The organism is Pseudoalteromonas sp. S3431, from assembly GCF_000690035.1.
Classification (GTDB): Bacteria; Pseudomonadota; Gammaproteobacteria; order Enterobacterales; family Alteromonadaceae; genus Pseudoalteromonas; species Pseudoalteromonas fuliginea.
In genome coordinates this window covers 141254-158443 of sequence record NZ_JJNY01000040.1, presented here as the reverse complement: position 1 = coordinate 158443, position 17190 = coordinate 141254, and the positions used below count along the sequence as shown (strand labels likewise).

At 38.9% G+C, this 17190-nt stretch carries 20 protein-coding genes; 7 read left to right on the top strand and 13 right to left on the bottom strand.

Translation table 11 applies throughout. The annotated features are described in order from the left end of the window. Positions 1 to 133: 133 nt before the first annotated feature. Genes lpoB through DO88_RS09470 form a run of 3 tightly spaced genes read right to left on the bottom strand, consistent with a single transcriptional unit; the run spans position 134 to position 2564 of the window. Complete coding sequence (gene lpoB / locus DO88_RS09460) at positions 134 to 754, bottom strand: penicillin-binding protein activator LpoB (protein WP_033039366.1); 621 nt, start codon at positions 752 to 754, stop codon at positions 134 to 136. 11 nt (positions 755 to 765) lie between these two features. Then, a complete protein-coding gene (locus DO88_RS09465) occupies positions 766 to 1191 on the bottom strand; it encodes a YcfL family protein (RefSeq protein WP_007375406.1) in 426 nt (141 codons plus the stop codon). An 8-nt stretch (positions 1192 to 1199) separates the two neighbouring features. After that, a complete protein-coding gene (locus DO88_RS09470; RefSeq protein WP_033039363.1) occupies positions 1200 to 2564 on the bottom strand; it encodes a COG3014 family protein in 1365 nt (454 codons plus the stop codon). Positions 2565 to 2789: 225 nt separating this feature from the next. Between DO88_RS09470 and bufA2 the strand changes: the two genes are divergently transcribed. The 4 genes from bufA2 (at position 2790) to DO88_RS09490 (ending at position 5933) form a co-directional block, all read left to right on the top strand. After that, positions 2790 to 3248, top strand: coding sequence for a BufA2 family periplasmic bufferin-type metallophore (bufA2, locus tag DO88_RS09475; RefSeq protein WP_007375404.1), 459 nt, complete (start codon positions 2790 to 2792; stop codon positions 3246 to 3248). 175 nt (positions 3249 to 3423) lie between these two features. Beyond that, entirely contained in the window at positions 3424 to 4254 is an 831-nt protein-coding gene (gene bufB, locus DO88_RS09480; RefSeq protein ID WP_033039361.1) for an MNIO family bufferin maturase, read from the top strand. Continuing rightward, on the top strand, positions 4251 to 5024 hold the full coding sequence (locus DO88_RS09485; RefSeq protein WP_033039359.1) for an HvfC/BufC N-terminal domain-containing protein: 774 nt from the start codon (positions 4251 to 4253) through the stop codon (positions 5022 to 5024). Before bufB ends, DO88_RS09485 begins: the two co-directional genes overlap by 4 nt. A 39-nt stretch (positions 5025 to 5063) precedes the next feature. Then, positions 5064 to 5933 carry a DMT family transporter gene (locus DO88_RS09490; protein ID WP_033039358.1) on the top strand — a complete coding sequence of 290 codons (870 nt, stop codon included), beginning with the start codon at positions 5064 to 5066 and terminating at the stop codon, positions 5931 to 5933. Between the two features lie 6 nt (positions 5934 to 5939). Here the strand turns inward: DO88_RS09490 and DO88_RS09495 are convergent, their stop codons facing one another. The 7 genes from DO88_RS09495 to DO88_RS09525 form a co-directional block, all read right to left on the bottom strand. Continuing rightward, positions 5940 to 6638: a M15 family metallopeptidase gene (locus tag DO88_RS09495; protein WP_033039356.1), complete on the bottom strand. Its 699-nt coding sequence runs from the start codon at positions 6636 to 6638 to the stop codon at positions 5940 to 5942. Continuing rightward, positions 6638 to 7768, bottom strand: coding sequence for a succinyl-diaminopimelate desuccinylase (dapE, locus tag DO88_RS09500; RefSeq protein ID WP_033039353.1), 1131 nt, complete (start codon positions 7766 to 7768; stop codon positions 6638 to 6640). The genes DO88_RS09495 and dapE overlap by 1 nt, the downstream gene beginning before the upstream one ends. Continuing rightward, complete coding sequence (locus DO88_RS09505) at positions 7768 to 8112, bottom strand: ArsC family reductase (RefSeq protein WP_008134091.1); 345 nt, start codon at positions 8110 to 8112, stop codon at positions 7768 to 7770. The genes dapE and DO88_RS09505 overlap by 1 nt, the downstream gene beginning before the upstream one ends. Positions 8113 to 8116: 4 nt before the next feature. Beyond that, positions 8117 to 8614 carry a PTS glucose transporter subunit IIA gene (locus DO88_RS09510; RefSeq protein ID WP_033039351.1) on the bottom strand — a complete coding sequence of 166 codons (498 nt, stop codon included), beginning with the start codon at positions 8612 to 8614 and terminating at the stop codon, positions 8117 to 8119. Positions 8615 to 8617: 3 nt separating this feature from the next. Further along, entirely contained in the window at positions 8618 to 9004 is a 387-nt protein-coding gene (locus tag DO88_RS09515; protein WP_007375396.1) for an ACT domain-containing protein, read from the bottom strand. Positions 9005 to 9237: 233 nt separating this feature from the next. Next, a complete protein-coding gene (gene pta / locus DO88_RS09520) occupies positions 9238 to 11391 on the bottom strand; it encodes a phosphate acetyltransferase (RefSeq protein ID WP_007375395.1) in 2154 nt (717 codons plus the stop codon). 1 nt (position 11392) lies between these two features. Then, the gene (locus DO88_RS09525; RefSeq protein WP_033039348.1) at positions 11393 to 12607 is read right to left on the bottom strand and encodes an acetate kinase; all 1215 of its coding nucleotides are present in this window, start codon (positions 12605 to 12607) and stop codon (positions 11393 to 11395) included. Between the two features lie 285 nt (positions 12608 to 12892). On the opposite strand from DO88_RS09525, the gene yfbV reads away from it, so the two are divergent. Continuing rightward, on the top strand, positions 12893 to 13339 hold the full coding sequence (yfbV, locus tag DO88_RS09530) for a terminus macrodomain insulation protein YfbV (RefSeq protein WP_033039346.1): 447 nt from the start codon (positions 12893 to 12895) through the stop codon (positions 13337 to 13339). Positions 13340 to 13377: 38 nt separating this feature from the next. On the opposite strand, the gene DO88_RS09535 is transcribed toward yfbV, so the two are convergent. From DO88_RS09535 to xthA, 3 genes are read right to left on the bottom strand one after another with little or no spacing between them, the layout of a single operon-like run. Further along, positions 13378 to 14178, bottom strand: coding sequence for a putative RNA methyltransferase (locus tag DO88_RS09535; protein WP_007375392.1), 801 nt, complete (start codon positions 14176 to 14178; stop codon positions 13378 to 13380). Continuing rightward, positions 14175 to 14822: an energy-coupling factor ABC transporter permease gene (locus tag DO88_RS09540; RefSeq protein WP_033039345.1), complete on the bottom strand. Its 648-nt coding sequence runs from the start codon at positions 14820 to 14822 to the stop codon at positions 14175 to 14177. Before DO88_RS09540 ends, DO88_RS09535 begins: the two co-directional genes overlap by 4 nt. Positions 14823 to 14827: 5 nt before the next feature. After that, on the bottom strand, positions 14828 to 15634 hold the full coding sequence (xthA, locus tag DO88_RS09545) for an exodeoxyribonuclease III (protein WP_033039343.1): 807 nt from the start codon (positions 15632 to 15634) through the stop codon (positions 14828 to 14830). 240 nt (positions 15635 to 15874) lie between these two features. Between xthA and DO88_RS09550 the strand changes: the two genes are divergently transcribed. Both DO88_RS09550 and DO88_RS09555 read left to right on the top strand, forming a co-directional pair. Then, positions 15875 to 16306 (top strand): hypothetical protein, encoded by a 432-nt coding sequence (locus DO88_RS09550; RefSeq protein WP_007375389.1) that lies wholly within the window; start codon positions 15875 to 15877, stop codon positions 16304 to 16306. A gap of 223 nt (positions 16307 to 16529) precedes the next feature. Further along, positions 16530 to 17051 (top strand): EF-hand domain-containing protein, encoded by a 522-nt coding sequence (locus DO88_RS09555; protein WP_007375388.1) that lies wholly within the window; start codon positions 16530 to 16532, stop codon positions 17049 to 17051. Positions 17052 to 17190 lie beyond the last annotated feature (139 nt).

Below are 17190 nucleotides of genomic sequence, written 5' to 3'. Positions count from 1 at the left end.
CTGCATGGATGCAGGAGGTAGAGCAATGCAGGGAGCAATTGCCGAGAACAACTAGATACAAAAATTTTTGCCTAGTACTAGCGTAATTTTCTTAACGTTAAATAGACCCCATATATAAGCCGATTGGTATTAGCTACCAGCCAAAGGTTGATTTTTCTTTCGTTTTACGAATTTCAGTTTCGTCTGCCCATTCAACTAGGCCGCTTTCCATATCCAATAAACGCATCGTAAATTTATAGTATACGTCTGATTTATCGGCATTTGATTTAACTATGCTCGATAAATTTCCGTATAACATATATTGCGCGCCAATTTGTTTACCAAATGCAACGGCTGTTGCAGGGTTAACAAGGGCATCTTCGTTCTGAAACGTTAATTGCTCACGTACTGACTCAACACGAGTCATATCTACAAAACGGAACTTACCGCTGCGTAGCATTTGTGTTGAGATTGAATCGGTGATTGATTCAGTATCAATGTGTTCACTGGTTTTGTTTTTAATACGCTCAACAAATACTACAGGGCGTTTATTAGCGGTCATTGTGCCAACAACGGGTGAGCTGAGTAATGAATCGGTCATTTGGCTCGCTACTTTTTGTAAGTCAGTAGAGCCAAAATTAATATCGGTTGTTTCTACGGCTTGTGCGTCGCCATAACTTACTACGGCTTTATTAGCACAGCCACTCAATACTAAAGCGCTCAAGCCAATTAAAGCGTAAGTTGATGCTGTTTTAAATTTGTTACTGATGATCATGGTTGTTTCCTTTAATCTTTAAATTCTTGTGATTCGGTAGACACTTCTCTAACTGCTAAAGAAAAGGTAACCGCATCAGAGCTCGGTGCTAAGCCCGGTAATTGTGTTTTTGCAAAACCAAATAAGGTGAGTGCTTGCCAAGGTGAATGGTTGCCTTTAATTACAAAGCCGTCTTTATCAAACCAATTAAACTGATACTGTAAATATTGTGATTTTTTATACTGGCTCGAAAGTGTCACTACTACATCGGTTAACTGGTTTGTTTGACGGGTCTTTATGTCAGTTATAGTCAGCTTTTTACTTAAAGCTGGGTTATCAACACGTAATTGCTCATTAAACTGGCTTTTATTTTGTTCAACAGAAATACCGGATGTAATCGGTTTACTTGAACATGCACTTAGCATTAGTACTGCTAATAATGGCGCTATGTATTTCATGATGGCTCCTAAAGTTGAACTACGTGGTAATTAAAGTAGTTATTGATAGAGGTTAAGTAAATTAACGTTAACCCTTGCTTACTAATGGTGAAATTTATAGGCGCTTGTGTGCCTATATGCAGAGAATGCTCACCTGTATTTAGGTTTTGCCTTGCAACACTTATTTGATTTGGAAGCGTAAGCCAACTGCGTGTATCAGCTTGCTCAGATGCCAAATTATAAATATTGGCAATTATGTTACCTACATCACCGGCGCTGCGAGCAAACTCTGCACGCACTTTTTCTTTTGCCACTAACCTAAGTACTTGACGGGCTACTTTTGCAGGTATTTGATCTTCTAATGTTTTGGCTGCAAGTGCTTCAATGTGTACCAGTGGACTAAGCGTTAAGCTTTGTGCATCAATGTTTATGGCGTTAAGACGGCGCACATAGGCGTTATCTTTATATACCGGCATTGCTAGACTATAAAAGCGTGCATCGCCACGTGATGAATAAATTGGTAAGCGCAGTTTAAATTCATCTTGTTTTGGCACTAAGCCTTGTTCAAATAAAACAATCACTTCGCCTTGTGATGAAGAAATAGTTGGCGCATCACTAAAACGTTTTTTGAATTCACTTAAGTCTTGCGCAAACCCTTGTTTTTTAGCAAGGCGTATTACGTCCTGTTGTAAATAAATATTGTTAGGTTGTATAGCGAGTGCTTTTTTATAATCAATATAAGCATCGTCGTATTGTTTAGCACTTTGGTAAAGCAAAGCAGATAAGTAAAACGTGTAGGCATTTTGAAAGCCATTTTTTACATCCCTGGTTACATTGTTCATACTCGGGTAGTGCTGTTGCGCTTCTTTTATTGTTGAGTCTACTTCAGTTTGATTTTCTGCAAGTGCATCAACTTGTACTTTATTAGCTCTACGAATTTCTACTAAAGCGCCTTCAATATCATTTTTGTATACATAGTTAAGTGCTTTATAGCTATGAAGCATGCTCATTTCGTAAGCAGGTGGAACATAGGTAATGGCTGAGTCGTTAGTAAATAACGCATTACTTTGTTCAAGCCCTGCACTTACCTGTATTTTGGCGGCTTCACGTTTTTTTTGCATTTGCGTATACACATTCTCGAATTTGCTTTGTGCATCATTTGCTGTATTCGCTAAGTCGTTTAAACGAGCTTGCTCGAGTTGGTTGAGTAAGTAGCTGCTGTGCAGGGTGCTATTATTAGCAATAAGGGATTGCGCTTCTTCGATATTATTTTTCTCGATCGCATTTCTTATTGGTGTCATTTGCGTGGCATAGTCATTAAATAGGTCACTAAAACCTATTGTGCTACACCCACTTAAAATAAAACAAAAGCTTAAAGTTATACTTAGGCGCACTGCGCACTCCTCTTAATTTACCTACATACATTAACATATTATTTTTAGCTAAATGTGTGAAATATTGTAAAAAATCGTAGAGTAAAATTGCCTGCTAATCCAGAAATATAAGATCACACTGGTGAACAAAACGTGAACTCTATTAATTTTTTATCAACTACACTGAAATAGTAATTTAGCTTTTACGGTCTAGCTATTTGTTATATCACTCAGAGGAAATAAAAAATGAAAAAGTTCACAGGTGCAGCAATGGCTGTAATGGTTGCAGGTTTAGTTGGTTGTAATGCAACAGAGGCAGAAACATCACCATCAAGTTCTGTTGCAAATAATGGCGCAACAACTGATTTAGTTCATTGTTACGATGCAAATGTGTGTGGCGGTCATAACGATTGTAAAACAGCTGAAAATGCATGTGCTGGTCAAGCATCATGTAAAGGGACTGGTTTTGTAGCTATGCCTGCAAAAGCGTGTGCTGACGTTGGCGGTAAAGTAAAAGATAAATGGGTTGGCAGTGTAGCTAAAGCTGATTTAGTACATTGTAATGATGTAAATGTGTGTGGCGGTCATAACGATTGTAAAACAGCTAATAACGCGTGTGCTGGACATGCATCGTGTAAAGGGACTGGTTTTGTATCAATGCCAGCAAAAGCATGTGGTGACATTGGTGGTTCTGTAGGTAGCTAATACCAATTTTATTAAAAATATGATCTTTTTATCGCATTAAATAGCACACTTATTGCGTTATTTTCTTAGCGCTATAATAGATCACTAATTTAATGCAATTGGTATAAAAATTTATCGAACGCATAAAATAAGCCTGAACGATGTATTTTATTATTCAGGCTTATTAAGGAAGTTTATGACAAATCGTTTTTTAGGTTTTGGTTTAGGACTAAGAGCCCCTCATTTTGAGCAAATTATTGCAGAGAAACCAGCTGTAGATTGGTTTGAAATTATTTCAGAAAACTATTTTGTAGCCGGTGGAAAACCTTGGCATTATTTAAATAAAATCAGATCTGATTACCCCATTGTGATGCATGGTGTATCAATGTCGATTGGTAGTACAGACGCAATCAACAAAGACTACTTAAATCAGTTAAAAAACACCATTGCAAGAGTAGAGCCGCAGTGGGTGTCTGATCATTTATGCTTCACTCAAGTTGGCGGCATAAATAGCCACGATTTACTGCCAATGCCTTACACCAATGTGGCGCTTGAACATTTAGCTAATAAAATATCGCAAGTTCAGGATTACCTAGGCCGAGAGATGATTTTTGAAAATGTGTCGAGTTATTTAACATACAACGCTTCACAAATGAGTGAGTGGGAATTTTTAGCGCAATTACATAAGCAAACTGGCTGTAAGTTTTTAATGGATGTAAACAATGTTTATGTAAGTGCACGTAATCACGACTTTAACGCAATGGATTATTTATCGGCTATTCCGAGTACTGCTATTGCGCAAATTCACTTAGCAGGACATCAAGACTTTGGTACGCATATTATAGATACTCATGATGAAGATGTCCCAGATGCGGTATGGGACTTATATGCTCAGTATGCAAAAACATTAGGTCCTGTAAGTACTATGATTGAACGCGATGATAATATTGGCTCCCTTGATGATTTAATAACTGAGCTTGAGCATGCTAAAACGCTAGTGAAACCGTTTTGGGATATTAGAGCATGAGCGATTTAGCGAAGCTGCAACAACAGTTTATGGATTTACTGCAAGGTGAAAGTTCGGATATTAGCGAGCAAATTGCGCAGCAAGGGCAGTTAAATACACAACAGCGACTCTCTATTTATCAAAACGCTTATAAAATTCGTTTAAGAGCTGTTGTAGAACAAGATCACGAACAGTTGGGCATTTACTTAGGTGATGATTTATTTGAGATGATGGTTGATGGTTATTTAGCTTTATATCCTTCAACTCATACGTCACTACGAATTTTTGCAGAGAAATTACCTGATTACTTAGCCACCAATACTCCTTTTAACGATTACCCCATACTTGCAGATATAGCCAAATTTGAACGACTATTGCTAAGCGCGTTTGATGCAAGCGATAAAACATTACTCAATGTATCAGAGCTTGAAAGTATTGAACCACAGCAATGGCCAAATTTACTATTAAAATTACATCCAAGTGTACAGTTAGTCGCGTTTCATACGTTGGCGGTTGAAAGTTGGCAGGCAATAAAAGAAAAGCAAACACCGCCAGAACCAATAGCCTCAGAACCTCGCTTTTGGGTTATTGCACGTGATATTGACAGGCGTACACAATATTTAAGCGTTGATGCACAAGAGCATCGCTTACTGAATCTATTAAAACAAAACACACCCTTTGCACAGTTATGCCAATCCTGTTTAAATGAGCTCCCTGGTGAACAAATCGCTGGGTTTTTAATTACTAAAATTAATCAGTGGCTTGAACGTGGTTGGTTAATTAACGAGTAAGTTTAAACAACAATGTTTTTTTGTTGCAAAGGAATTTTTTTGAAAGCCACCATATACACAATCATTGCTTTAATTGCGTTTGCCGCAAATTCTCTTTTTTGCAGAATGGCTTTAGCCGAAGGCTATATAGATGCTTGGAACTTTACAGTTATTCGCTTACTAAGCGGGGCTGCATGTTTGGGCATTATAATGGCTATTTATACCCATAATTTAAAACGTAAAGGTACATTTAACCCCGCTATTATAAGTGACAGAGGAAGCTGGCGAAGCAGTATTAGCCTGCTAGTTTATGCACTTTGTTTTTCGATTGCTTACGTAGAGCTTGATACAGGCACTGGCGCACTTATTTTGTTTTCCGCTGTGCAACTTACTATGATTGGCTGGGGTATATATCAAAAAGAGCAGTTGAGTGTGCTTCAGTGGTGCTCGTTTATAGTGGCGCTAGGTGGCTTTGTATATTTAATGCTGCCATCTGCTGCAGTGCCTTCACTGTTTGGCGCATCACTTATGGCACTCAGCGGTATAGGATGGGGTATTTACAGTATTCGCGGTAAAGTGTGTGTATCGCCACTGCGTACTACTGGGTTTAACTTTATAAGAAGCTTAGTTGCTATCCCTGTTTTATTACTCGTAGGTATGAGTTATTTAAAAAATATCAGTATTGAAGGGGTGTTACTTGCGTGTGCCTCGGGTGCGATAGCATCTGGGATTGGTTACAGTGTTTGGTATGTGGCTATGCCACTGCTTAAAAGTACCCAAGCTGCTGTTGTGCAGTTGTGTGTGCCGGTACTTGCAGCCATTGCCGGGGTTTTGTTTTTATCTGAGCAGGTAACAATGGAGTTTGTAGTCGCAAGCTCCTTAATATTAGGGGCCGTGCTGGTGTTTATTTTAAATAAAAAGAAGGCTTAATATAACCTAACCTTCTTTTAGGTGTGGGCTTACGTTTGTTACAAAGCGTGTATAAATAGCAGGTAAGTTATCAAGTATTGCCTGCTTGCCCTGTAGTTCACTGTTTTTTATACATTCAAAAAGTACTTGCTCGCTAAGTTTATTCACTAATAATTGTGATTGCTTAATATGGCTTATATGCCAAAGCTCAGGTGCGACGCCACCTAAATCATGCTGGTAAGGGCGATAAAAGCCAAATTTAACTAAGTTAGTATCAAGCCAATTACTTAAAGGCGCAAAAGGCCCACCTTGCAAGTATTCATCAGGTGTTAGCTGTAGCTTATAATCATCACTCACCGCAGCTTTATCAAACACATCTAAGTCAGTCCCTAAATGGTGCCTGCTTGCGCCAGGTAGTGCAGAGTAGAGCATTATTGCTATGCATTTATCTACATCATTTAATTTAGTTAAATCTACAACCTTTTGCTGTTTATTATAAACAGGTCGAATACCTAAAAACTTATTATTCCAAATAATTGACTGGCGTTCAAAGTCGCGAAAACTTGAGGCAATAGTAAGATCAAATCCCGCTTTTTGAGCTGCACTTTGCAGCGCTAAAAAGTCGCTAATAATAGCGCTGTGCAAGCGATGATTTTGTATGTCAGTTAAATGTGTATCACTTTGCCCTGTGATACACATTATCGATGTTGGTTTAGTTACATCCATTATGCTAAAAGTTGCTCTAATATTTGCTCGTAAATGTTGGTAAGGGCTATTAAATCATCGGTACTTACGCATTCATCTACTTTATGAATAGTAGCGTTACGTGGCCCTAGTTCAATTACTTTAGCACCTGTTTGCGCAATAAAACGCCCGTCAGATGTGCCACCTGTGGTTTCTAGGTTTGTGGTTAAACCGGTTACCGATTTAATAGCATTGACTGTGGCATTAACAAGGGGGCCGTGCTCGGTAATAAAAGGCAAACCATTTACTATCCAACTTAATTCATAATTTAAGTTATGCTTTTGTAGAATGTCATTTACACGTTGTTGTAATTGCTCATGCGTTACTTGCGTACTAAATCTAAAGTTAAACTGTATTTCTAGTTCACCCGGGATCACATTACCAGCACCTGTGCCGCCATTAATATTTGAAATTTGAAAGCTGGTAGCAGGGAAGTATTCATTTCCGTTATCCCACACCGTTTGGCTAAGCTCAGTAAGTGCAGGGGTTGCTAGATGAATTGGGTTTTGTGCTAAATGTGGGTAGGCTACATGCCCTTGTACGCCCTTAACGGTTAAAAAAGCGGTGAGTGAGCCTCTTCGACCATTTTTAACAACATCACCTAGTACATCTCGTGATGAAGGTTCGCCAACTAGGCACATATCGATTTTTTCACCGCGTGCTTCTAGCGTATCAATTACACGAGTCGTCCCGTTTACAAATGGACCTTCTTCGTCAGAAGTAATTAAAAATGAAATTGAACCTTTATGATCTGGGTGCTTAGTAACAAAACGCTCGGTTGCTACAAGCATCGCAGCTAATGAGCCTTTCATATCGGCAGCGCCACGGCCATGTAAGAGACCGTCTTTTATTAATCCTGAAAACGGCGGATGTTGCCAATTTTTTTCAGGGCCTGTTGGCACCACATCGGTGTGACCTGCAAAACAAAAGTGCGGTGATTGTGTGCCTTTTCGAGCCCAAGTGTTAAGTGTGTCGGTAAAAAATAATGACTCTATATTAAAACCAACCGCAGCAAGGCGATCGTTCATCATTTGTTGGCAGCCAGCATCTTCGGGGGTTACTGACTCTCGTTGGATTAGCGCTTGAGCGAGTGCAATTACGTCAACAGTCATTATTTAAAAATCTCATCGTATTGAACTGCTTTAAAACCTAAATGGTAGCTGCCATTGTTTACGAGTACCGGACGTTTGATCATTGCAGGTTGTTCAACTAACAGTGAAATAGCACTCTCTTTAGTTAAGCTTTGTTTTTGCTCATCAGTTAATGCACGATAAGTAGTACCACGTTTATTAACAAGCTGTTCCCAATCAAGCTTATCAGCAAAGTCACTCACCATTTGCTCATTCACGCCATCTTTACGGTAGTCGTGAAAAGTAAATTCGACATTGTTATCGGTTAAATATTTTTTAGCTTTTTTAATCGTGTCACAATTGCTAATGCCGTATAAGGTAATCATAGATTTAATTCTTCTTAATAATAGTTAATAGAGTGTCTTCACCCGCTTGTACCAGTGAGTGAGAGTAATGAAATGTACCAAGGTTGTGGCCATTTAGTAAAATTAGGCTAGCAAGCATAGGAGTATCAAGCTCTCGTAAATCAAAATAAGCAAGGCGTTGGCCTTTGATTATTTTGCTACCATTGAGCTGTGCTATATGAGTGTGTGTAATTGGTTGCGATGTTGAAATGGTTAAGTTGATTAACACTTTCAACCCATTTTTTGCTTGTAATATAAACTCCGTGCCTGCATTTTTTACCTGTAATAAAGTGCCATCAAACGGCGCTAAAATTTTATGGTTAGTTAGTTGCACTATAATACCTGGCCCAAGTGTGCCAAAGCTAAACAAAGGTTCTGGATGTTCATTTAGCTCCAGTACTTTGCCTGAAAAAGGGCTGGTAATATTAATGGCGTTACGAGGTATTTTTTTTTGCGCAATATATTCTACTTTTTGTGCTTTCATAATTTATTCAGCCACCACATTGTAGCCATCTTTTTTTAGTGCCGTAATAGCTTGAAGTGCAGTTTGCTTTTTTACAAGTATGTAATCGGTGTCGTAGGTTGAAATTGAAAATATAGATATTTTAGCACGTGCTAATACGCCCGAAATATTGGCCATTATCCCGGTTAGCGAAAAACCAAGTGGGCCAACAACTTCAAGTGCTTGCCAATTTGGCTCTGTGTCTAGGCTGTTTATTTCAAAGCTACTAGGGCATACAATTGAAAGTTCGTCGTGGGTTTTAGAAATAAAAAACAACGGGAGTTTTAACAGCGCCGCAGGTATGTCGGCATCTATATCTAAGCTATGTATAGATAAAACGGTGCTGTGTAATTGTAATGTTTGTTTTGACATTAAAAACCTGCGAAACAGCAATATCGGTAGGTTTATAGTATAGATTATTAGCTTTAAATTAAAGGTGTAACAGTAACTAACCTGATAGTAAGTGAGTTAATTCCCGAAGGTAGAAAAACTTACCCACAATTTCTGTGGATAAGTATGGGGGTTGCAGGGTATAAATAGCCTAACTAGTTAATTATTAAATAAATAATAGCTAGGCTATAAAAAGCACATGTGAGTGTTGATGTTTAATTAAGTGCTTCAGCTTGTGCTGCTTGAATGGCCGTTAGTGCAATGGTATACACAATATCATCAACTAATGCACCACGACTTAAGTCGTTAACAGGTTTGCGCATACCTTGTAGCATTGGACCAATACTTATTAAATCAGCGCTACGTTGTACTGCTTTATAGGTAGTATTGCCTGTATTTAAATCAGGGAATATAAATACAGTCGCTTTACCTGCAACAGGGCTATTAGGTGCTTTTTTAAGTGCCACGTTTTCCATAATGGCTGCGTCGTATTGAAGTGGCCCATCAATGATTAAATCAGGACGCTTTTGCTGCGCTATTTTTGTGGCTTCGCGTACTTTTTCTACATCAGCGCCCGTGCCAGACGTACCCGTACTGTAACTGATCATAGCTACACGCGGCTCTATACCAAATGCAGCAGCAGAGTCGGCAGATTGAATAGCTATATCTGCAAGTTGTTCAGCATTAGGGTCTGGGTTAATCGCACAGTCACCATAAACTAACACTTGGTCAGGCAGCAGCATAAAAAACACGGATGATACTAACGATGATCCTGGCGCTGTTTTAATTAACTGCAGTGGTGGGCGAATTGTATTGGCAGTGGTGTTTACTGCACCCGACACTAAGCCATCTACCTTACCTTGCTCAAGCATCATTGTGCCAAGTACCACGTTATCTTGCAGTTGCTCTTGCGCGACTACGGCAGTTAGGCCTTTGCTTTTACGAATTTCGACCATAGGCGCAATATAATCATTAATGATGCTTTTAGGCTCAATAATACTTACGTGTTCGTTAAGCTCAATCCCTTGTTGCTCTGCAATGCGCATTATTTCTTCGCGATCGCCAAGCAATATAGTTTTAGCAATGCCGCGTTGGCCACAAATAGCAGCCGCTTTAATAGTACGAGGTTCATTGCCTTCTGGTAGCACAACTGTTTTTCCGGCTTTACGGGCTTTGTCTGTTAACAAGTAACGAAATGCTGGAGGCGATAATTTACGTGTTTTACCTACGCTTTTGGCTAACGTGTCTAACCAGTCAGAATCAATATGTTCAGCGTTATGATCTTTTACTTTTTCAATTCGTTGGTCGTCGTCGTTTGGTACTTCCATATTAAAGTTATGCAGTAATAACGAGGTGCGCCATGTATCGCCATCAGTAGCGAGTATAGGCAAGCCAGTTTGCATAGCTTGCTCACACAAGGCCATGATACGTGGCTCTGGCTCAAAGCCACCGGTGAGTAATATAGCGCCAAGTTTAGTGCCGTTCATAGCTGATAAACACGCAGCCACAAGTATGTCTGAGCGATCGCCTGGTGTTACCAATAAGGCTCCTGGGGTAAAGTAATTTAAAATATTTGACACTGTACGCGCACAAAAAGTAATACGACGCAGGCGACGATGCAGCATATCGCCTTCGTTAATTATCGTTGCTTTTAAATACGCGCTTAAATCTTTTACGCGAGGTGCGACGAGGTCAAAATCCCAAGGGATTGCACCAAGTAGCATAAACGGGTTTTTTCTAAAAATAGGTAACGACGCTAAACGATTTAATTCGTTTTCAAGTTCTTCTGGTTTGTAGGTGTCAACTAAATCGGCGCGAGCGCGGCCCTCTTCATCAAGTGGCGCATTTACTTTATTAAAAATACAGCCAAGTACGCGAGGGTGATCAATTCCACCATAGTTACCCGCTGCGATTTCAAGGCGGTCTTCTATTTGTGTAATGCTGTAATTACCGGGGGTGAGTACAAATACAATGTCGGCGCCAAGTGTTTGTGCAATTTCACGATTTACACGTCCAGCGTAAGGTTGACGACGAGTAGGGACCATACCTTCTATAATGGCTACTTCATCGTCGTTTATTTTGCTCTCAAAACGCTCAACAATTTCCTCTAGTAGGTCGTCACCTTTGCCATCGCCAATCATTTGCTCTGCGTAATCGAGTGCAAAAGGTGTAGGTGGGTTAATCGGTGAGCCTTGGGTAACTATTTGCGTTGATTTTTCAGGGCCCGTTTCACCCGAGCGGGGCTGCGCAATTGGTTTAAAAAAGTTAACCTTAACTGTTTTTTGTTCAAGAGCACGCACTAAACCAACAGAGACAGAGGTTAGACCAACACCTGTAGAGACAGGAATTAACATAATACGACGCGCCATATTAAAGCTCCTTTGCTATGTTTGCAGCATCAAGTGCAATAACCCACTCTTCATTTGTGGGCATGACAACGGCTTTACTACGTGCCAGTGAAGAGCTAATAATGCCTTCTTGGCCAAAACGAGCATTAAGATTAGCTTGTTTATCGCAATCAAGTCCTAAAAAGGCAAGCTGTGAGATTACTTTTTCACGAATAATATCAGAGTTTTCGCCAATACCGCCGGTAAAAATAATCGCATCAAGGCGTTGTAGTGGTACCATATAAGCGGCAATTTGTTTTGAAAGACGGTAGCAAAACATATCAAGCGCGAGTATTGCTTTTTTATTACCGGCAACAGCCGCTTCTTCGATTGTGCGGCAATCATTAGAAAGCTCGCTGATACCTAATAAACCACTTTTTTGATTGAGCAAGTTATCTATTTGCTGTGCAGTGTAATCGAGCTGCGTGGTTAAAAAGTTAAACAGGCCTGGATCTATATCGCCACTACGGGTGCCCATCATTAGGCCCTCTAGTGGTGTTAGGCCCATACTGGTATCTACACTATTACCATTTTTAATAGCACACACTGAACAACCATTACCTAAGTGGGCACTGATAAAGTTACTTTGCTCAATAGGTTGATTAAGTAGTTTTGCTGTTTGGCCTGCAACATAAAAGTGGCTTGTGCCATGAAACCCATAACGTCTAACGCCAAATTCTGTATATAGCTTATATGGCAGTGCATAAAGGTAAGCTACTTCATTCATCGTTTGGTGGAACGCAGTATCAAATACGGCTATTTGTGGTAAGCCTTCGAACGATGCCTGTGCAGATGCAATGCCTAACAAATTAGCATGTCCGTGAAGTGGCGCAAGTGTTGCTGCCTGTGTAATACCCGCAATGACCTTCTCGTCAATCAAAACCGATTGCGTAAAATGCTCGCCGCCGTGCACAACACGATGACCCACAGCAATAAGTTGCTCATCTAAGCTATGATCTTTTATTAGGCTTACTAACGTATCTATTGCCTCTGCATGGGCTTGACCTGCTACTAAGTTAATGACAGTTTTAGCGCCGTTGAATTTATATTTTATAGAAGGAGTTGTTGCACCTAAGCGCTCTGCTAGACCAGATATAATTTCGTGGCCCGTGTTTGCATCAATAATGGCAAATTTTAAGCTGGAGCTACCACAATTTAGTACTAAAACGTGTTGTGACTTAGGGGAGGTTGTTGGCATAAATTCATTTCCATAAACAAAATTTAGTAAGTGAACGTGAAACATTAATCGTTACACTCAGAGTGATAAATAAGGCTAAAACATTTAATTAAGCTAAACTAAAATGTAGCTGAATCAATGCGAAATATTTTACCCCAGTTATGGAATTTAGTTTAGTGTTTTGCACACTTTAACAGCAAATTTAAGCACTTTTACTGAGAAAGTAAAAGCCCTTAAAATTGTGTTACACTTTAGAAATAATCAATTTAGTATTGTGTTTTAATAGAGTCACTGTGAGGAGTCATGATGCAAAAAAGTGTGATGTCACAAGTACAAACAGGGCGGTTGTATGCAAAACAATGGCCAATGAGAAAAGAGTTAGCACCTCTATTCATCGAGTTTAAGGTTATTAAAGCTACTGATCTTGCGATCACAGTTATGCCTATTTTAGCCATGCTTACGTTATTTTTTCAGCTGAATTACCTCGGTTCAGACTTCTTACCGCAAGCTATTGCGAGTGCTTTGTTTTTTATCTCGTTACCGTTACAAGGGTTATTATGGCTAGGTAAGCGTGCGCAAACACCTTTAGAGCCAGCCATGCAAAAGTGGTATCACGAGCTTTATACAAAAATGGTTGCCAACGGTTATCAAGCGCAGTTAAGCGAAAAAAAGCCTCGTTATTTGGAGCTTGCGAGTCTACTTAAAGACATGTTTGATAAAATGGATAAAGCGTTTACGAAAGAGCAATTTTAGACGTCGTTAAACTTACGCCTAAATAACCCCAAATTTGATTATGCAGTTTTTGTAAACTGCGTAATGTAAAATGACAAGGTGACAGTATGCTCGCCTTTTTCCTTGAGTGCTTCCCAATGTTCTGGCCTGAACTTCCATGCAAATGGCGTCATCATTATTAAGTTTTTAATATCAGTAAAGCTAAGCGCGACATGCTCTGTTAAAAGAGCTTGCTCTGATTTTTGAAACCCTTTTGGCGAAGATATTTCAGTATGTTCGTTTACTTTTGAATATATATACGACTTTAACTCTTTTAAATGACAAGGACCTGGGCTTGCAACCACTAACGTTGCACTTTGATTTGCAAGGCGCTCAAGCTCTTGCTCAAACAAAGGTGCAAATACGCTAACAAGTACATCAGCAAATTGGCTTTCAAAAGGCGCTTGGCTAATTGATGCCACACTAAAGTTGCAATTAGGGTAGCGCTTTGCTGCATATTTAACCGCAGATTTTGAAATGTCGACGCCGTACACAACTGCGTTTGTTTTACTTGCTATTGCTTGAGTATAAAACCCTTCACCGCATCCCAAATCAATAATAGTATTTGCACTTATATTACTGATTATGTCGCTAAGGTTTTGTTGCAAAAAGCCATAATAGCCACGCTCTAAAAATGCACGCCTAGCTTGTACCATTTCAAGCGAATCGCCTGGTTGTTTTGAGTTTTTTTGTTGCACAGGCAGTAAATTAACATAGCCCTCTTTAGCAACATCAAAGCTATGGTTGTTAGCACAACGAAGTGTTGAATCAGTTTTCAAAAGTGCGTGGTTACACAGTGGGCATTGATATTGTAGACTCATGAGTCTAGGTAGTCCTTATCGTAAAAAGTTTTTACCCAATGCGGGCGATAGGTGATCATAACTGTTATAGCCATACCGTTGAGCATTGCTTCAGGAAACCAAATTATGGCACTTAAATAAACGTAGTTATCTGCGAGTTCTTGCCAATTGTATTGCCCTATAGCTAAGTAAAATAAAGCACCTAGGCTTATTTTTATACAGGCTATAACCCCTGCAGTTATGAACGCACAAACAAATATATAAACAAAAAAATGACGAGGTAAATACTGGTAACTAATTATAAAGCCAAGGTAGCTTAGTAAAATAGGAATAAACGCACCAATAAGCAGTTGAACTGGTAACAGTTCAAGTTCAATTTGACCAAATGCAGTCAGTAGGGCTGTGGCAAGTAGGCTACTTAAAATAGTCAATCGCCAACCTAAAATTAATGTTGCAGCTGTAACGCCTAATATGTGTAAATCGAGGCCAGTTAAAATTCCTGCATTTATTCGCCAAAGCACTGCAAACACTAACGCACACGCAAGCACGCCAGTTTGACGGGCTGGCGTATTAAGCAATGTTTTATATGTTTTTTTATTAAAGCTTAGTAGGGCAATAATAATTACAAGGGCCCAAAGTAGCCCTTGTATTGTTATGCTGAGCATAGTAATTACTTAAATGTTGACCATATAGGGGCATGATCTGAGGGTTTTTCAATACCGCGCAGTTCGTAATCAATACCAGTATCTATACAGCGTGCTGCAAGCTCATTAGTTGCAAGTACTACATCTATTCGAAGTCCTCGGTTATCTACAAACCCCTTAGAGCGATAGTCAAACCATGAGTATTGATCGTCTGTTTCTGGGTTTTGTTCTCTAAAGGTGTCTTTAAAGCCCCAATTAAGTAATGTTGCAAGCCATTCACGCTCTACCGGTTGGAAAGAACATTTACCCGTTTTTAACCAACGTTTAGCATTTACTTCACCAATACCAATATCTAAATCGGTAGGTGATATGTTGATATCGCCCATAACAATTATATCTTGATCGGGTGTATGGTTTGTTTCAAGGTGAGTCATCAAGTCAATATAGAACTGGCGTTTATAAGGGAATTTAGTTTCGTGATTGATATTATCGCCTTGCGGGAAATAACCATTCATTACGGTTAAATCACGACCGTTTTCTTGCTCTACAGTAACGCTTATCATGCGTTTTTGCGACTCATCAGTGTCGGTAGCAAATCCTTTTAAGACCGATTTAGGCTCTTTCTTGCATAACATAGCCACACCATAATGTGCCTTTTGACCATGGTAATAAACGTGGTATCCCATTTTTTGCACATCTTCTAGTGGGAACGCCTCATCATGAACCTTAATCTCTTGCAGTCCAATTACGTCTGGTTGATGTTTATCGATAATTGCTTGTAATTGATGAAGACGAGCACGCAGACCATTGATATTGAAAGAAATCACTTTCATTGAATTTACCTTAAAATTGGTTCTATTTAATGCACCAAATTGTATCAGTATTTACGCGTACATAACATGACTGAAATGGAGAAAATCGCTGCATAATTGTTGACCAAATGGTGCTTAAAGTTTAAACATTGTTAATGCTATATTAATTTGTTAAACAAATAAAAAATTCAATTGATATCTAAAAAACAGGTTATATAATGCGCGAAATCACTCAATAAGCTCGTTCAAATAGGATCTCACATGAAAACACAACTAATTTTAGCTGCAGCACTTTTAGCATCAACTACGGTCTCGGCACAAAGTAATTCGTATTTTAGTAAAGATAATAAAATAGAATCTAAATTGTGTGTATTAAGTGCCAATGAAGGCTTTTCTGCCGCTCGTAAAGAAGCAGCCCAGCATGGTGTGTTTTTATCACGCTTTTCACAAAGTATTTTGTGTAATGGCGAAGATATTCGTGATATTGCTAAAAAAGGAACAACTGCTGAAGTGATTAAAACTAAAGTTGAGGTGTTTGCTAAAGACACTCAACAAGAAACACAACTGTGTATGACTGCTTTAAAACAAGGTCTAGCGCCAGTTCGTCAAAAAATCGGTAATTTAAACTCTCTAAAGTGTAATGGTCAAAAAGTAACTGATTTTGTAAAACGTTATCAAAATGCGGCTATTTAATAACACAAAGATTTGAAAAGCATGCCCAGTATATTTACATATACTGGGCTTTTTTTTGCAAAAATTACAAAGCACTTTGCAAAGTTTTCAGATATAACTTATTGAAATTGTTTGTTAAATGCTCTATTTGTTTGTAACTATTTGATTTTAATTAGTTAACTAACATTGGCATCCGAATTGTATTAGCTAAAGTGACATTTATTTAATTACAAGGACACGTCTTATGAAAAAGTTAACATTAGCAACAACAATTTTAGCATCTTTGAGCCTCGCGGCTTGTTCTTCAAATCAAGGCCTTGAGAAAATAGACAGTGATTTTGCAAGCCTGGACAACGACAGCGATGGCTACATTTCAAAAGTCGAAGCGGATGATGATAGCATCTGGGAGCATTTTTCGAATATTGATACCAATATGGATAATGAAATTAGCCGTAAAGAATTTAACGCCTACATGCAGCTTAATGCAGGTAAAGTGGCGACTGATAGTGACGTAAGTGAATCAGCGTTTAAAGCTGAAATAGCTAAGTTTGATAAAATTGAGAGTAGTTTTTCAAGTTTAGATAATGATAGCAACGGTTATATTTCGATTGCTGAAGGCAACGATGATGATATTTCAAATCATTTTGGTTATATGGATGAAAACCAAGATAAGCGCATCAGCAGAAGTGAGTTTAAGGGTTACATTAAAAAATACGGTAATGCTGTAGCCGAAGATGACGCACTAGAAGCAATTAAACGCAGCTAATATTTGTTGTTTTAAAGAGTAAATTAGAAGCCAGTGATAATCACTGGCTTTTTTGTGTTTAAAATCTAGTTATTTAGTAGATATATTTTCCTAGTTTGGTGTTGTTCTGTCATAATAGATGGCTGTGTATTTTTATTTG

Excerpts from the sequence above, each read along its gene's own strand:
- yfbV (WP_033039346.1), top strand. The coding sequence starts at position 12,893 with ATGCAAAAAAGTGTGATGTCACAAGTACAAACAGGGCGGTTGTATGCA.
- dapE (WP_033039353.1), bottom strand. The coding sequence starts at position 7,768 with ATGACTGTTGACGTAATTGCACTCGCTCAAGCGCTAATCCAACGAGAG.
- DO88_RS09510 (WP_033039351.1), bottom strand. The coding sequence starts at position 8,614 with ATGAAAGCACAAAAAGTAGAATATATTGCGCAAAAAAAAATACCTCGT.
- DO88_RS09535 (WP_007375392.1), bottom strand. The coding sequence starts at position 14,178 with ATGAGTCTACAATATCAATGCCCACTGTGTAACCACGCACTTTTGAAA.
- DO88_RS09555 (WP_007375388.1), top strand. The coding sequence starts at position 16,530 with ATGAAAAAGTTAACATTAGCAACAACAATTTTAGCATCTTTGAGCCTC.
- xthA (WP_033039343.1), bottom strand. The coding sequence starts at position 15,634 with ATGAAAGTGATTTCTTTCAATATCAATGGTCTGCGTGCTCGTCTTCAT.
- DO88_RS09505 (WP_008134091.1), bottom strand. The coding sequence starts at position 8,112 with ATGATTACCTTATACGGCATTAGCAATTGTGACACGATTAAAAAAGCT.
- DO88_RS09515 (WP_007375396.1), bottom strand. The coding sequence starts at position 9,004 with ATGTCAAAACAAACATTACAATTACACAGCACCGTTTTATCTATACAT.
- lpoB (WP_033039366.1), bottom strand. The coding sequence starts at position 754 with ATGATCATCAGTAACAAATTTAAAACAGCATCAACTTACGCTTTAATT.
- DO88_RS09550 (WP_007375389.1), top strand. The coding sequence starts at position 15,875 with ATGAAAACACAACTAATTTTAGCTGCAGCACTTTTAGCATCAACTACG.
- DO88_RS09465 (WP_007375406.1), bottom strand. The coding sequence starts at position 1,191 with ATGAAATACATAGCGCCATTATTAGCAGTACTAATGCTAAGTGCATGT.
- DO88_RS09525 (WP_033039348.1), bottom strand. The coding sequence starts at position 12,607 with ATGCCAACAACCTCCCCTAAGTCACAACACGTTTTAGTACTAAATTGT.
- DO88_RS09540 (WP_033039345.1), bottom strand. The coding sequence starts at position 14,822 with ATGCTCAGCATAACAATACAAGGGCTACTTTGGGCCCTTGTAATTATT.
- bufA2 (WP_007375404.1), top strand. The coding sequence starts at position 2,790 with ATGAAAAAGTTCACAGGTGCAGCAATGGCTGTAATGGTTGCAGGTTTA.
- bufB (WP_033039361.1), top strand. The coding sequence starts at position 3,424 with ATGACAAATCGTTTTTTAGGTTTTGGTTTAGGACTAAGAGCCCCTCAT.
- pta (WP_007375395.1), bottom strand. The coding sequence starts at position 11,391 with ATGGCGCGTCGTATTATGTTAATTCCTGTCTCTACAGGTGTTGGTCTA.
- DO88_RS09495 (WP_033039356.1), bottom strand. The coding sequence starts at position 6,638 with ATGGATGTAACTAAACCAACATCGATAATGTGTATCACAGGGCAAAGT.
- DO88_RS09485 (WP_033039359.1), top strand. The coding sequence starts at position 4,251 with ATGAGCGATTTAGCGAAGCTGCAACAACAGTTTATGGATTTACTGCAA.